This window comes from Cupriavidus sp. 01L43, assembly GCF_056399925.1.
In genome coordinates this window covers 44,527-59,326 of sequence record NZ_JBFTSH010000009.1, presented here as the reverse complement: position 1 = coordinate 59,326, position 14,800 = coordinate 44,527, and the positions used below count along the sequence as shown (strand labels likewise).

13 protein-coding genes are annotated in these 14,800 nt (G+C 68.7%); 7 read left to right on the top strand and 6 right to left on the bottom strand.

Going from position 1 to position 14,800, the window contains the following annotated elements; all coding sequences use genetic code 11:
* The first annotated feature begins 53 nt into the window (after window positions 1-53).
* The 4 genes from AC1DP9_RS16420 to AC1DP9_RS16405 all read left to right on the top strand — a co-directional run bounded on the left by AC1DP9_RS16420 (window position 54) and on the right by AC1DP9_RS16405 (window position 3,470).
* Window positions 54-731, top strand: coding sequence for an RraA family protein (locus tag AC1DP9_RS16420; RefSeq protein WP_477107926.1), 678 nt, complete (start codon window positions 54-56; stop codon window positions 729-731).
* Window positions 728-1,795, top strand: a complete 1,068-nt coding sequence (locus tag AC1DP9_RS16415; protein ID WP_477107925.1) for a hydroxyacid dehydrogenase — start codon at window positions 728-730, stop codon at window positions 1,793-1,795. The genes AC1DP9_RS16420 and AC1DP9_RS16415 overlap by 4 nt, the downstream gene beginning before the upstream one ends.
* A gap of 76 nt (window positions 1,796-1,871) precedes the next feature.
* Window positions 1,872-2,885, top strand: a complete 1,014-nt coding sequence (locus AC1DP9_RS16410) for a tripartite tricarboxylate transporter substrate binding protein (RefSeq protein WP_477107924.1) — start codon at window positions 1,872-1,874, stop codon at window positions 2,883-2,885.
* Window positions 2,886-3,005: 120 nt separating this feature from the next.
* Window positions 3,006-3,470: a RidA family protein gene (locus AC1DP9_RS16405; RefSeq protein WP_441592920.1), complete on the top strand. Its 465-nt coding sequence runs from the start codon at window positions 3,006-3,008 to the stop codon at window positions 3,468-3,470.
* A gap of 23 nt (window positions 3,471-3,493) precedes the next feature.
* Here AC1DP9_RS16405 and AC1DP9_RS16400 read toward each other — a convergent pair whose 3' ends face one another.
* From AC1DP9_RS16400 to AC1DP9_RS16380, 5 genes are all read right to left on the bottom strand, one after another.
* Window positions 3,494-4,789 (bottom strand): CaiB/BaiF CoA transferase family protein, encoded by a 1,296-nt coding sequence (locus AC1DP9_RS16400; protein ID WP_477107923.1) that lies wholly within the window; start codon window positions 4,787-4,789, stop codon window positions 3,494-3,496.
* Window positions 4,790-4,794: 5 nt separating this feature from the next.
* Complete coding sequence (locus AC1DP9_RS16395; RefSeq protein ID WP_477107922.1) at window positions 4,795-5,952, bottom strand: acyl-CoA dehydrogenase family protein; 1,158 nt, start codon at window positions 5,950-5,952, stop codon at window positions 4,795-4,797.
* A 27-nt stretch (window positions 5,953-5,979) separates the two neighbouring features.
* A complete protein-coding gene (locus AC1DP9_RS16390; RefSeq protein ID WP_477107921.1) occupies window positions 5,980-6,960 on the bottom strand; it encodes a Bug family tripartite tricarboxylate transporter substrate binding protein in 981 nt (326 codons plus the stop codon).
* 26 nt (window positions 6,961-6,986) lie between these two features.
* Window positions 6,987-8,195 carry an acetyl-CoA C-acetyltransferase gene (locus AC1DP9_RS16385; RefSeq protein WP_477107920.1) on the bottom strand — a complete coding sequence of 403 codons (1,209 nt, stop codon included), beginning with the start codon at window positions 8,193-8,195 and terminating at the stop codon, window positions 6,987-6,989.
* Window positions 8,196-8,260: 65 nt separating this feature from the next.
* Window positions 8,261-9,574, bottom strand: coding sequence for an acetyl-CoA hydrolase/transferase family protein (locus AC1DP9_RS16380; protein WP_477107919.1), 1,314 nt, complete (start codon window positions 9,572-9,574; stop codon window positions 8,261-8,263).
* A 248-nt stretch (window positions 9,575-9,822) separates the two neighbouring features.
* Between AC1DP9_RS16380 and AC1DP9_RS16375 the strand changes: the two genes are divergently transcribed.
* Together AC1DP9_RS16375 and AC1DP9_RS16370 are read left to right on the top strand one after the other, a co-directional pair.
* Window positions 9,823-10,989, top strand: a complete 1,167-nt coding sequence (locus AC1DP9_RS16375; RefSeq protein WP_441592924.1) for an acyl-CoA dehydrogenase family protein — start codon at window positions 9,823-9,825, stop codon at window positions 10,987-10,989.
* A gap of 99 nt (window positions 10,990-11,088) precedes the next feature.
* The gene (locus AC1DP9_RS16370; RefSeq protein WP_477107918.1) at window positions 11,089-12,621 is read left to right on the top strand and encodes a class I adenylate-forming enzyme family protein; all 1,533 of its coding nucleotides are present in this window, start codon (window positions 11,089-11,091) and stop codon (window positions 12,619-12,621) included.
* A gap of 15 nt (window positions 12,622-12,636) precedes the next feature.
* Here AC1DP9_RS16370 and AC1DP9_RS16365 read toward each other — a convergent pair whose 3' ends face one another.
* Window positions 12,637-13,539 (bottom strand): LysR family transcriptional regulator, encoded by a 903-nt coding sequence (locus AC1DP9_RS16365; protein ID WP_092297325.1) that lies wholly within the window; start codon window positions 13,537-13,539, stop codon window positions 12,637-12,639.
* A 428-nt stretch (window positions 13,540-13,967) separates the two neighbouring features.
* Between AC1DP9_RS16365 and AC1DP9_RS16360 the strand changes: the two genes are divergently transcribed.
* Window positions 13,968-14,738 carry an alpha/beta fold hydrolase gene (locus tag AC1DP9_RS16360; RefSeq protein WP_092297328.1) on the top strand — a complete coding sequence of 257 codons (771 nt, stop codon included), beginning with the start codon at window positions 13,968-13,970 and terminating at the stop codon, window positions 14,736-14,738.
* Window positions 14,739-14,800: the final 62 nt, after the last annotated feature.

Here is a 14,800-nt window from a genome sequence, read left to right as displayed (position 1 = left end):
CGCGCCACACCCAGATCCACACCCAGACCCATAACAACGCAGGAGACAACCCAATGACCACGCTTCACGGCTTCCGCATCCATGCCCGGTCGGCGCCGACCGTCGGCGACGCGCTGCTCGCGCGCTTCAAGGGCTATCCGGTGGCGAATATCAGCGACGCCATGAGCCGGACCGTCGGCACCACCCAGCTGCGCCCGTTCCACCGCCGGGCGGGCCCGCTGGTGGGCCGCGCACTGACCGTGCGCACGCGCCCCGGTGACAACCTCATGGTCCACAAGGCCATCGACATCTCCGGGCCCGGCGATGTGATCGTGGTGGAGGCAGGTGGTGTCGGGCCCAACGCCATCATCGGCGAGATCATGCTGGCGCTGGCCATGGCGCGTGGTGCGGCGGGCTTCGTCATCGACGGCCTGATCCGTGATAGCGACACCATCGGCCAGGAACCGCTGCCGGTGTATGCGCGTGGCGTGTCGCATCGCGGCCCGTACAAGGACGGCCCCGGCGAACTGCACGTGCCGGTCTGTATCGATGGCATGGTGGTGCGTCCCGGCGACCTGATCGTGGGCGATGGCGACGGCCTGTTGGTGGTGCCCGCCGAAGAGGCCGAGGCCATCGCCGCGCGCGTGGACGATGTGCAGCGCACCGAGGCCGCCGTGCTCGAATCCATCGCCGCCGGTCGCGCCGACCGCGCCTGGGTGGAGCGCTCGCTGCGCGACAAGGGGGTGCTGTGAGCGCGCCGGCGCGTCCGCCGCATGCCAGTCAGCGCGTGGTCCGCTTCGACTACTGGCTCGACCCGGCGTTCGATCGTATCGTCACCGAGGCCCCCGGCCTGACGCTGCACACCTGCGCCCGCGAGGGCGCCGATGACGCGGCGTGGCAGCAACTGGCCGGCGCGCAGGTGTACCAGATCACGGCGGCCAAGGACGAGCTGCCGCGCCGGTGGTTCGTCACGGCGGAGCTGCTGGCGCGCTGCCCCGCGCTGCTGGCGGTGTCCTCCAGCGGCTCCGGGTGTGACACCATCGACATCGACGCCTGCACCGCCGCAGGCGTGGTGGTGATGAACCAGGCCGGTGGCAACGCCGACTCGGTGGCCGAGATGGCGCTGGGCCTGATGCTGGCCGTGCTGCGCCGCATTCCAGAGTCCGACCGGCGCATGCGCACCCACACCACCGGCAGCCGCGAGGACCTGATGGGGCACGAACTGCGCGGCCGCACGCTCGGGCTGGTAGGGGTAGGGCATGCCGGGCGGCGGGCGGCCGCGCTGGGACAGGCCTTCGGCATGCAGGTGATCGGTTGCGATCCGGCGCTGGACGCGGCGGAAATGGCGGCGCGCGGGGCCCGGAAGGTGTCGTTCGAGGAACTGCTGCGCACCGCCGATGTGGTCTCGCTGCATTGCCCGCGCGATGCGAGCACGCTGGGGATGATGAACGCCGCCGCCTTCGCCGCGATGCGGCCCGGCAGCCTCTTCGTCAGCACGGCGCGCGGAGGCATCCATGACGAGCATGCGCTGCACGCCGCCCTGGCCAGTGGCCACCTGGCAGGCGCCGGGCTCGATGTGTGGGACCAGGAGCCCCCGCCAGCCGGCCATCCGCTGCTCGGGCTGGACAACGTGGTCGCCACGTTCCACACGGCCGGCGTCACCCACGAGGCGCGCCGCCGCAACGCCACGCTGGCCGCCACCCAAATTGTGGAACTGCTGGCGACCGGGGCGCCGCCCGAGCGGATGGTGAACCCGGAAGTCTGGCCACGCGCGCGCCAGCGTATCGACTCCGCGCTGCAAGCGGCGCTGGGCTAGCCCGACCGCTTACTGGAAGCTTTACCAAAAACTATGCCGCCCCCGTTCCCAAGGAGGGCAGGCAAGGAGACAGACCATGTATCGCATTGCAGACCTTTCGGGTCGACGCCTGGCGCTGCGCGCCGCCGCTTCATTCGCCCTGGTCCTTGGCACGCTGGGCGCCTCGCTGCCGGGTGCTGCCCGGGCCGAAGCTGCCCCGTGGCCGAACCGCCCGATCGAGATGATCGTGGCCTACGCGCCTGGCGGCGGCACCGACCTCGTGGCACGCCTGCTCGCCCGGCATCTGGAGAAGCAGCTTGGCGCCACCATCGTGGTGCAGAACAAGCCCGGCGCCGGCGGCGCCATCGGCTTCGCGGAACTGGCGCGCGCCGCGCCTGACGGCTACACCATCGGCTTCATCAACACGCCGAACCTGCTGACGATTCCCATCGAGCGGAAGACCACCTTCACGTGGAAGAGCTATGACCTGATCGGCAACCTCGTGGATGATCCGGGTGGCTTCACCGTGAACAACGGCAATGCCATCGATTCGCTGGCGGCACTGGTGAAGTACGCCAAGGCGAACCCTGGCGCCGTGACCGTGGGCACTACAGGCGTGGGATCCGATGACCACCTGGCCATGCTGCTGTTCGAGAAGGCATCGGGCACCAAGCTGACCCACGTGGGCTACAAGGGCGCCGGGGAGGTGCGGGGGGCGCTGGCGGGCCAGCAGATCACTGTGGGGGCGATCAACGTGGGCGAGGCGCTGGCGTTCCAGAAGGGCGGCACGCCGCTGCGCTTCCTGGGCCAGATGGGCGCGGCGCGCGCGGTGCTGGCGCCGAACGTGCCCACGTTCCGTGAGCAGGGGTTCGATATCGAGCTGGCGTCGCTGCGCGGGCTGGCCGCGCCCAAGGGGCTGCCTGAGCCGGTGAAGAAGAAGCTGGTGGAAGCCATGGCGAAGGTGGCCGCCGATCCGCAGTTCCGCCAGCAAGCGGATGCGATGTACGCCCCGCTACGCTACCTGGCGCCAGCCGCCTACGCGGCCGAACTGGAGCGCGGCGAGGCATCCTTCCGCCAGCTCTGGAAGGACATGCCCTGGCAGGAGAAGTAGCGGCCGGCGGACTTGTTCCGCCGTGTATCAATTCAAGTTCTGCCCAGCGGGTTTATCGGCACATGGCGCGCTCCTATAGTGGCTTCCAAGGAACCGCTGTATCGATATAGGAGCTTGATCATGACCGTTGAATCCAGACTCGCCGCGCGCGGCCTGACGCTGCCGCCGCCCCCGCAGCCGCTTGGCAGCTATACCGCTGTCAGCCGTGCCGGCGACCTGCTGTTCATTTCCGGCCAGCTGCCGTTGCAGGACGGCAAGGTGGTCTGGCAGGGCCAGGTCGGCAAGGACCTGACCGTGGCGCAGGGCCGGCAGGCGGCCGAGCTGGCCGCCCTGAACGTGCTGGCGCAGATCCACGCCCATCTGGGCGGGTTCGACCGGCTCGATCACATCGTCCGGCTGGAAGGGCATGTGACGAGCGCGCCGGGGTCGTTCGACCAGCCGGCGGTGCTCGACGGCGCGTCCGACCTCTTCGCCGAGGTGCTGGGCGAACGCGCCGGCCATGCCCGCGCCGCCTATTCCCAGACCCAGCAGCCGGGGAATGCGGCGGTGATCCTGGTGGTGATCGCGCAGGTCAAGGGCGCCTGACCGGGGATTTTGTCGGCGTGCCGCTACACCACGCCCTTGGCCCGCAGCGCGGCCACGTCCTGCGGGGCGAGTTGCAGGTAGTCGCGCAGGACCTCTTCCGTATGCTGGCCGAGCGCCGGCGGCGCGTAGCGCAGCGTGGTGGGCGTGTCCGAGAGCCGCAGCGGGCTGGCGGTGGTGCGCACGCGGCTGACCGGGTCGCCGGCACGCGGTTCGTCGGCCCGATAGCGTTCCTGCTCGATCTGCAGGCCACGGTGCTGCACGTGCGGATCGGCGAACGCCTGCTCGACGTTGTTGATGGGGCCGCACGGCACGGACTTGGCTTCCAGCAGGCGGATCCAGTCGTTCGTGGGCTTGCCGCGCGTGACGGCGACCATCATCGGGATCAGCGTCTTGCGGTGGGTCACGCGGGCGCTGTTGGTGGCGAAGCGCGCGTCCGTCGCCCAGTCGACCTCGGCGGCCTCGCAGAAGCGGGCGAACTGGCCGTCGTTGCCGATGGCGAGCAGCATGTTGCCATCGGCCGTCGGGAAGTCCTGATAGGGCACCACGCTCGGATGCACATTGCCCTGCCGCGTGGGCACGTTGCCGGCGTTCAGGAAGCCGGCGCCCTGGTTGGCCAGCACCGCCATGGCGACGTCCAGCAGCGCCACGTCGATGCACTGGCCGCGCCCGGTGTGGCGGCGGGCTTCCAGCGCGCCGAGGATGGCCGTGGTGGCGTACATGCCCGTGAACAGGTCGATCACGGCCACGCCCACCTTCATCGGGCCGCCGCCGGGCTCGCCGTCCGCATGGCCGGTGATGCTCATCAGCCCGCTCATGGCCTGCACCAGCAGGTCGTAGCCGGGGCGGGCCGCGTACGGGCCGGTCTGGCCGAAGCCGGTGATCGAGCAGTAGATCAGGCGCGGATTCAGCGCGCTGAGCGTCTCGTAGTCGAGCCCGTAGCGCTTGAGGCCGCCGGTCTTGAAGTTCTCGACCACCACGTCGCTCTGCTTGGCCAGCTCGCGGATCATGGCCTGGCCCTCGGGTGTGGACATGTCCACGGTCACCGAGCGCTTGTTGCGGTTGCACGCCGCGAAGTAGCTGGCCTGCGCGGTCGGGCCGTCATCGCCGGCAAGGTAGGGCGGGCCCCAGAGGCGGGTGTCGTCGCCTTCGGCCGGCTTCTCGATCTTGATGACATCGGCGCCCATGTCGGCCAGGTTCTGGGTGCACCAGGGGCCGGCGAGCACGCGCGAGAGGTCCAGCACGCGCAGGTGGCTGAGGGCGCCGGTCTGCGGGGACGGGCGGGGCAGGTCGGGGTGGGTCTGGGCTTGGGGTGTGGTCATGGGGCTCAGCCGTTGCGCGCGTCGCGGATCATGTTGCGGGCGATGATGACCTGCTGGATCTGCGTGGTGCCTTCGTAGAGGCGGAACAGGCGCACGTCGCGATAGAAGCGCTCGATGCCGTATTCGGCGATATAGCCCGCGCCGCCCAGAATCTGCACCGCGCGGTCCGCCACGCGGCCGACCATTTCGGTGGCGAACAGCTTGCAGCAGGAGGCTTCGGTGGAGACGTTGCGGCCTTCGTCGCGGCGGCGTGCGGCGTCGATCACCATGCACTCGGCGGCGTAGAGTTCGGCCTGGCTGTCTGCCAGCATGGCCTGGATCAGCTGGAAGTCGCAGATCGGCTGGCCGAACTGCTGGCGCTCGACGGCGTAGTTGAGCGCATCCCGCAGCACGCGCTTTGCCACGCCCACGCTGACGGCCGAGATATGCAGGCGGCCCTTGTCCAGCACCTTCATGGCGGTCTTGAAGCCCTGGCCTTCCTTGAGCCCGATCAGGTTGGCAGCCGGCACGCGCACGTTCTCGAAGATCACGTCGCAGGTGTGGGCGCCTTTCTGGCCCATCTTCACGTCGCGCTTGCCGAAGCTGATGCCCGCCGACTTCGCATCGACGATAAAGGCCGAGACGCCGGCCGAGCCCTTGATCGACGGATCGGTGCGCGCCATCAGCGTGAACATGCCGGCCTGCGGCGCGTTGGTGATGAAGCGCTTCGTGCCGTTGACGACGTAGTCGTCGCCATCCCGCACGGCGGTGGTGCGCAGCGAGCCGGCGTCCGAGCCGGCGTCCGGCTCGGTCAACGCGAACGAGGCGAGGATCTCGCCCGTGGCCAGCCGGGGCAGCCAGGCGGCCTGCTGCTCGGGCGTGCCATCCATCAGAATGCCCTGCGAGCCGATGCCGACCGTGGTGCCCAGCAGCGAGCGGAAGGCCGGCGCGGTCTGGCACAGCTCCATCACCACGCGGGCCTCTTCCTCCATGGTCAGTTCCAGGCCGCCGAAGCGCTCGGGAATGGTCATGCCGAACAGGCCCATCTCGCGCATGTCCTGCACGATGTCCTGGGGGATTTCGTCGGTCTCGGCCACGAGTGCCTCGGCCGGGACCAGCCGCTCGCGCACAAAGCGGCGCACGCTGTCGAGCAGGGCTTCGAGGGTGTCGTTATCGCGGATCATGGTTGGTCGTCCTTTGCTTCGTCTCGGTCAGTCAAGTGTCACGCCCTGCAGCACGCTGGCCCATTGGGTGCGTTCGCGTGCGGCGGTGTTGACGAGATCCTCGGTGGTGCCGTTCCACTGCTCGTAGCCCAGTTCGGCGTAGCGCTTGCGCAGGTCCGGGTCGGCCACGGCGTGCTTCACGGCGGCGGTCAGCTTCTGGGTGACCTCGGGCGTCAGGCCCTTGGGCGCGTAGACGGCGTACCAGCCGCCGGCCTCGTAGTCCTTCAGGCCGGCAATGCCGGATTCGCGGAAGGTGGGCACGTTGGGCAGCGCCGGGCTGCGGTTGGGCGAGCCCACGGCGATGGCGCGGACCTTGCCGCCGTTCACGTAGCCGCTGGCGGTGCTGATGATGTCGAACAGCATGTCGATCTGGCCGCCGATGGTGTCCGTCATGGCCGGCGCGTTGCCCTTGTACGGGATGTGGTTCAGCTCGACATTGGCCTGCCGGGCGAACAGCGCGGCGGCCACGTGGTTGGAGCTGCCCACGCCCGACGATCCGTAGCTGAGCTTGCCCGGATGGGCCTTGGCGTAGCTGACCAGTTCCTTGGTGGAGGTGAACGGCTCGCTGTTGTTGACCACCAGCATGTTGTAGTAGCGCGCCACCGGGGCGATCGGCGTGAGGTCCTTGGCCGGATCGAACGGCATGCGCTTCATGATGTTGGGGGCGACCGTGATGCCGGCGCTGGCCGCGAACCACAGCGTGGTGCCGTCCGCCTTGGCGCGCACGACCTCGTGGCCGGCCAGCGTGGCGTTAGCGCCGGGCTTGTTGTCCACCACCACCGTGGCGTTGAGGGCCTTGCCGAGCGCGGCGGCGAACAGCCGCGCGCCCTGGTCAGCCGGGCCGCCGGCCGCGTAGCCCACCACGAGGCGGACCGGCGGGTTGGACTGGGCCATGGCGGTGCCCGCGCCCAGCACGGCGGCGCCAAGGATCAGGGCCGAAAGCAAGGTCCGTCGAAATGATGTTTGCATGGTTGTCTCCTTCATCCTTCTTGTTGTCAGTAGCGCTCGAAAACGGCCGCAATGCCCTGGCCGCCGCCGATGCACATGGTTTCCAGGCCGTAGCGGCCGCCCCGGCGTTGCAGTTCGTGCAGCAGCGTGGTCAGGATGCGCACGCCCGTGGCGCCAATCGGATGGCCGAGCGAAATGCCCGAGCCGTTGACGTTGAGCTTGCTGTCGATCTCGCCCTGGTCCTGCCAGTTCCAGCCCTTCAGCACGGCCAGCACCTGGCAGGCGAAGGCTTCGTTGAGTTCGACCAGATCCATCTGGTCCAGCCGCAGGTTCAGGCGGGCCAGCAGCTTCTTCACCGCCGGCACCGGGCCGATGCCCATGTGCGAGGGCTCGCAGCCGGCGGCGGCCCAGCCCACCAGCGTGGCCATCGGCGTCAGGCCGAGTTCGGCCAGCTTGTCTTCGGCCACGATCAGGCAGGCGGCGGAGGCGTCGTTCTGCTGGCTGGCATTGCCAGCGGTCACGGTGCCGCCCGGCATCAGCGCGCGCAGCTTGCCGAGGGATTCGGTGGTGGATTCCGGGCGATAGCCCTCGTCACGCGCGAAGCGCAGGGGCTCGCCCTTGCGCTGCGGTACGGAGACGGGAACGATCTCGGCGTCGAAGCGGCCGGCTTCCCACGCGGCGGCGGCGCGCTGGTGGCTGCGCAGCGCGAAGGCGTCCGCGGCTTCGCGGCTGATGCCGTAGTCGCGCGCCAGGTTCTCGGCGGTTTCGATCATCCCGGAGATCTCGCCGAAGCGGGACACCGGCTGGGAGCGCTCGCGGCCCCGGTCGAGCCGGTCGTAGAAGCGGACGTTGCCCGAGCGCGCGCCCCAGCGCATGTCGGTGGTGTAGTACTCGATATTGCTCATGCTCTCCACGCCGCCCGCGATGACCACGTCGGCGGCGCCGCTCTGCACCATCATCGACGCCGTGACCACGGCCTGCAAGCCGCCCCCGCAGCGGCGGTCGAGCTGCATGCCTGGCACCTCCACCGGCAGGCCGGCCTGCAGCGCGGCCCAGCGGCCCACGCAGGGGACTTCGCTGTTGGCGTAGGACTGGGCGAACACCACATCGTCGATGCGCGCGGGGTCGATGCCGCTGCGCTCCACCACGGCACGCACGGTGGTGGCGGCCAGTTCCTCGACGGGCACCGGGCGCAGGCTGCCGCCGAAGGTGCCAACCGGGGTGCGGACGGGGGTAACGATTGCGGCTCTGCGCATGGTGGGTCTCCTGTGGATCTGGTCTGGGATGGAAATCGATAGGAATCGATAGGAATCGATAGCAATCAGGCGGCGGCCGGCACGGTGACGAACGCGGCGCCGCACTGGCGCAGCAGTGCGTGGGCCTGGCGGTCCAGCGCCTCGCGGTGTTCCGGCGCGGCGATGTCGATCATGCGGCGCACGCGCTGCGACAGCGGCAGCCCGCGCAGGTCGGCCACGCCGTATTCGGTGACGATGAGCCCGGCGTCCGATCGGGCCGTGCTGACCGGGCCGGACAACTGGGCGACGATGCGGCTGGCGCCCTTCGCGGTCGCCGGCAGCGCGATGATCGGCAGGCCGCCGTGGCTGCGCGCGGCACCGCGCAGGAAGTCCGCGGCGCCGCCCACGGCGCCCATGTAGACGCCGCCGGCTACCTCGGCATTGATCTGGCCGGTCAGGTCCACCTCGATGGCGCCGTTGATGGCCGCCAGCTTGTACTGGCGCGCCAGTACCTCGGGATCGTGGGTGTAGGTGGTTTCGCGCAGCTGCAGCAGCGGGTTGCGATGTGCCCAGCGGCGCAGGCGCTCGCTGCCCATCAGGATGCCGCCGATGCCGACGCCGGTATCGACAGTCTTGCGCGCGTGCGTCAGCGCCCCGGACTCGGCCAGCGCCACCACGCCATCGCCCACGGCGCCGCTGTGCAGGCCCAGGTCACGGTGGCCGTGCAGCGCCGCCAGCACCGCTTCGGGCAGGTTGCCGATGCCCATCTGCAGCGTGGCGCCGTCCTCGATCCGGCCGGCGATGTGGCGGGCAATCGCCAGTTCCACCTCGGAGGGCGCGCCGCGTTCGAGGTCGATCGGCGCATATTGCGCATCGACGGTCAGGGCGATGTCGTCGGCGGTCAGGTAGCGGCTGCCATGGGTCCACGGGATGTCCGGGTTGACCTCGGCGATGATCACGCGCGCCCGGTCCAGCACGGCGGGGAGGTATTCGTGCACCAGCCCGAGGCTATGGCGGCCCTCCGTGTCGGCGGGGGAGACCTGCACCAGCGCCACGTCCACCGGCAGCGTGCCGGACCGGATCAGCCCGGGCAGGTGGGAGTAATGGCTCGGCACGATGTCCAGCAGGCCGGCGCGGGCCAGTTGGCGGTGCGGGCCGCGGGCGGCGTAGCCGAAGAAGTCGATCACATCGGACTGGTCCGGCCGGAGCGTGTCTGACTGGCCGATGCCGACGAAGACACCCAGCCGCCCACCCTGGGCGATGGCGTGCCGATGGGCCACCAGCGCCCGCGTGAGCGTCAGCGGCTCGGCGGTGGCCTGGCCCCACCAGATGCGGTCGCCGGGGCGGATCAGGGCGCGCAGCGCGGCGGCCAGCGAGTGGGCATCCGAGTGGGCATCCATGTCCGGCGTGTCTCCTGTTTGTCATTTTTTGGTATGGGCTGGAGCATGTTGGCATTTGCGCGCCGGCGCTATTTGAGAATGCCAATGGCGGACTTCGCCTGTTGCGAAATCAGCGTGCCGGCGCGGGTTGGCAGGCTGCCTGGCGGGCTGCCTTCTGCTCCGGCAAAGGCCCGGTTCCGCAAACGTTGATTGCGCCACACGCCAAACCTCGCGAGCATGGCAACGCCAACAAAAGCGGGAGACGCGCCATGATCGAACAGACCCAATCGAATAACTTCCAGGAAATCCGGGACGCCGTGCGCAGCCTCTGCGCGGAGTTCCCCGACGAGTACTTCCGCAAGATCGACGAGCAGCGGGCCTATCCGGAAGCCTTCGTCAACGCGCTGACCGATGCCGGCTGGCTGGCGGCGCTGATTCCGCAGGAGTACGGCGGCTCGGGGCTTGGCCTGACGGAAGCGTCGGTGATCATGGAGGAGATCAACCGCTGCGGCGGCAACTCGGGCGCCTGCCACGGCCAGATGTACAACATGGGCACGCTGCTGCGCCACGGCTCGGACGCGCAGAAGCAGAAGTACCTGCCGAAGATCGCCTCGGGCGAGTGGCGCCTGCAGTCCATGGGCGTGACCGAGCCGACTACCGGCACCGACACCACCAAGATCAAGACCCGGGCCATCAAGAAGGACGGCCGCTACGTGGTCAATGGCCAGAAGGTGTGGATCAGCCGCGTGCAGCACAGCGACTTCATGATCCTGCTGGCGCGCACCACGCCGCTGGACGAGGTGAAGAAGAAGAGCGAGGGCATGTCGATCTTCCTGGTGGACCTGCACGAGGCCCAGAAGAAGGGCATGGTGGTGCGTCCGATCCCGAACATGGTCAACCACGAGACCAACGAGCTGTTCTTCGAGGACCTGGAGATCCCCGAGGAGAACCTGATCGGCGAGGAAGGCAAGGGCTTCAAGTACATCCTCGACGGCCTGAACGCCGAGCGTACGCTGATCGCCGCCGAGTGCATCGGCGACGGCTACTGGTTCATGGACCGCGTGACCAAGTACGTGACCGAGCGCCAGGTCTTCGACCGGCCCATCGGGCGGAATCAGGGCGTGCAGTTCCCGATTGCCGAGTCGTTCATCGAACTGGAAGCCGCCAACCTGATGCGCTGGAAGGCCTGCGAACTGTACGACGCGCACGCGGCGATGGGCGCGCAGGCCAATATGGCCAAGTACCTGGCCGCCAAGGCGAGCTGGGAGGCGGCCAACGTGTGCCTGCAGTTCCACGGCGGCTTCGGCTTCGCCTGCGAGTACGACATCGAGCGCAAGTTCCGCGAGACGCGCCTCTATCAGGTGGCGCCGATCTCCACGAACCTGATCTACTCCTATGTGGCGGAGCACATCCTGGGCCTGCCGCGCTCGTTCTGAGCGGCAATCGACCTTGTCCGTTGCACGCCAGATGCACCGCCCCTACACTGGCGGCACTCAAGCCAAAGCCAGCCTTCATTGATCGAGGAAGACCCAGACATGTGTTCGGACCGAACCCCCGCCCAACGCATCAGCGACATCCCCCGTCACTGGGCGCTCGCCACGCCTGACCGCCCGGCGGTGGTGGGGGAAGGGCGCGCCGTGTCTTATGGCGAACTCTGGGCCGATATCGAGGCCGCGCAGCAGTATCTGCGCACACAGGGCGTGGCCGGCGGCGACCGGGTGATGATCGTCGCCGAGAACTCGCTGTCCGTGGTGACGCTGCTGTTCGCGCTGTCCGAGATCGGCGCGTGGCCGGTGGTGGTCAATGCGCGGCTGTCCGAGCGGGAAGTGGAGGTCATCCGCGCGCATTGCCGGCCCCGGCTGATGCTGTTCACCCATGGCGCCTCGCCCGATGCCCTGCGGCACGGCGTGACCTACCGCACCCGGGAAACTGCGCCGCCGGGCCTGGGCCCGCTGATGGCCGGCGCGGTGGACCCGACCAGCGAGCGCGTGCCTGAGGCACTGGCGCAGGAAGTGGCGGCGCTGATCTACACCTCGGGCACCACCGGCCAGCCGAAGGGGGTGATGGTGTCGCATCGCGGCCTGCTGCACTTCGCGCGGGTCACCGTGGCGTCGCGGCGCATGGTGCCGGACGACTGCGCCTACGCGGTCATGCCGATGTCGCACATCTTCGGCATGGGCACGGTGCTGCTCGCCACCTTCCAGGCGGGCGCCAGCCTGTACCTGTCGTCCCGCTTCAATGCGGCCGATGTGACGCAGGCCATCGAAGCCGGGGCGATTTCGATCCTGCAAGGCGTGCCGACGATGTTCCAGCGCATCCTCGCCCATCTGCGGGCGGCCGGGGTGCAACGGCTGGCCTCCACCCGGCTGCGCTATCTGTATACCGGCGGCGGACCGCTCGACCCCACGCTCAAGCAGGAAGTGGAGGGCATGTTCGGCCAGCCGCTGCATCATGGCTACGGCATGACCGAGTACGCCGGCTCGCTGTTCGTCACCCATATGGATCGCCCGCGCACCGATTGCGCGGCGGGGGAGATCGTGGAAGGGGCCGAAGTGCGGTTGATCGGCGCGGATGGCCAGCCGGTGGAGACGGGCACGCCGGGCGAAATCTGGGTCCGGGGGCCGGGCGTCATGCTTGGCTACTACCTGGCGCCGGAACTGACCAGGCAGGTCATCGACGCGGACGGGTGGCTCAATACCGGCGATATCGGCCGGTTAGGGGCGGACGGCGCGCTGACCATCGTCGGCCGGACCAAGGACCTGATCATCCGCTCGGGCTTCAACGTCTATCCGATCGAGGTGGAGTCGGTGCTGAACGCCCATCCGGCGGTGCTGGTGTCGGCGGTGGTCGGCGTGCCGACGTCGGACGGCAACGAGGAAGTGGTGGCCTTCGTCGAGATCAAGGAGGGGGAGAGCTTCGACGCGGACGCGCTGCGTGCCTTCGTGATGGATCGGCTGTCGCCCTACAAGCGGCCGGAGCGCTACCTGCGCCTGGGCGCGATTCCGAAGACAGCCAGCGGCAAGCTGCTCAAGCACCAGCTAAGGGAAATGCTGGCCGTGCAGGGGTAGGCGCCCGCCGCCACGTTAGTCCTGGCGGCCCTGGCCGTCCTCGACCAGCAGATCGACCAGCTTGCGGGCGAACAGCGGCAGCGCGGCCAGATCCGCCACGCAGATCTGGAGCCGGCGCTCCGCCCAGTCGTCCTCAAGCTGGACGATGCTCAGCGCCATCGACTTGGCGTGCCGGACGGCCGTGCTCTCCGGCAGCACGCCAATGCCCACGTTCGCCTCGATCATCCGGCAGGCCGTCTCGAAATTGCTGACCTGCACCCGCCAGCGCAGCGAGCGCTGGAGGTCAGCGGCGGCGCCTTGCAGGAAGGTATGGATGGCGCTGGCCTCGGGCAGGCCGATGATGTCGTACTTCAGCGCCTCGATGAAGCCCACGCGCTTGCGCTGCGCCAGCGGGTGGCTGAGTGCCACCGCCAGCACCAGGCGGTCATTCCGGTAGGGCATCATCTCCACCCCTTCGGCACGGAGATTCCCCGCGACGATGCCGATATCGACGGCGCCTTCCTGCACCGCGCGCAGAATGTGCGGACTGAGGCGCTCCTGCATGTCGATCGTCACATCAGGATGATTCACCAGATAGGTCCGCAGCACGGCGGGCAGGTACTCGCTCATCGCCGTGGTATTGGCGAACACGCGCACATGGCCCTTCACGCCGGACGCGTACTCCTGAAGGTCGCCACTGAGCTGCTCAAGCTGGCGAATCACGCGCCGCGCATGCGCCAGCAGCGTCTCCCCGGCGCCGGTGACCTTCACCCCATGGCTGCTCCGGCTCAGCAGCTTCACGCCCACGTGTTCCTCCAGATTCTTGATCCGGGTACTGGCCGCCGCGAGCGAGAGGTGGGAGCGTTCGGCGCCGCGAGTGAGGCTGCTGGCCTCCGCGATATGGGTGAAAAGCTTCAGGTCAACGAGATCAAAGCGCACGAGCGGGTCCCTGGCGGCGGGGCCGCGTCCAGGATCGAAATATGAAGTGGGGGGATTTTGCGCTTGCATCCCGCCCAATGCAAAGGCGCGGAATGCCTGTTCTGCCTTGCAGTATGTCGCGCCGAGCCCCCGCAACCTTTGTAGCGAATCAGGCACCTTTCGCGGAGGCGCCTGCTGCAAAAGGCGCTTCAGCGCATCGCGCGGCGGATTCCGGTAGCATCCGGCTCGCTGTGGATCGGGCACTGCGGATGCGGAGAGCCGAGCCTTTGTATCGGCATGTATCCGGGCGGTCCGCCGATACATCCGCATACCCATCCACGCATTCATCACACGGGGGCGATACATGGGCGCGATTCAATGCATGCATGGCAGACGGCAGCCACGCAACGCCCGCCGCCTGTGTCCCATCACCCATTGAAAGGATCGACATGTTGACTCGCACGCTTGCATCGCTGGCCGTCGCGGCCCTCGCTTTCTCGGCCGGTTCGGCCGCCTACGCAGCAGAGAAGGCCCCCACCTCGGTCGTGATCGTGCACGGCGCGTTTGCCGATGGCTCCGACTGGGCCAAGGTCATTCCGCTGCTGCAGGCCAAGGGTGTCAGGGTGCAGGCCGTGCAGAACGGGCTCAACTCGCTGGCGGACGACGTGGCGGCCACGCGCCGCGCGATCAACAACCAGCCCGGCAAGGTCGTGCTGGTCGGCCATTCGTGGGGCGGCACGGTGATTACCGAGGCGGGCGCCGTCGACAAGGTGTCCGCGCTCGTCTACGTGGCCGCCTTCGCACCGGATGCGGGCCAGTCCACGGAGGAAGCGGGCAAGGCTCACCCGCCCGCGCCGGGTATCGGCAAGATCGTCGCCGATGCGGAGGGCTACCTCTCGCTGCCGCCCGAGGCGCTGGCCAGCGATTTCGCGCAGGACGTGCCGGCCGCCCAGGCGCGCGTCATGGCCGCCACGCAGGGCCCGATCCAGGCGAAGGCGTTTGGCGAGAAGACCACCGTCGCCGCATGGACCACGCGGCCTTCCTGGTACATCGTCAGCCAGAACGACCGGATGATCCCGCCCGCGCTGGAACGTGAAATGGCCAAGAAGATCGGCGCGAAGGTGACGACGCTGCCGACCAGCCACGTGCCGCAGCAGTCCCGGCCGGCCGATGTGGCGAAGGTCATTCTCGACGCCGTGCAGACGGTGCAGAAGCAGTAAGGCAGGTGGCAGTAAGGCAGGCGGCAGGGCAGTCCGCTGCGCAGGCATTCCCAAACCATGCG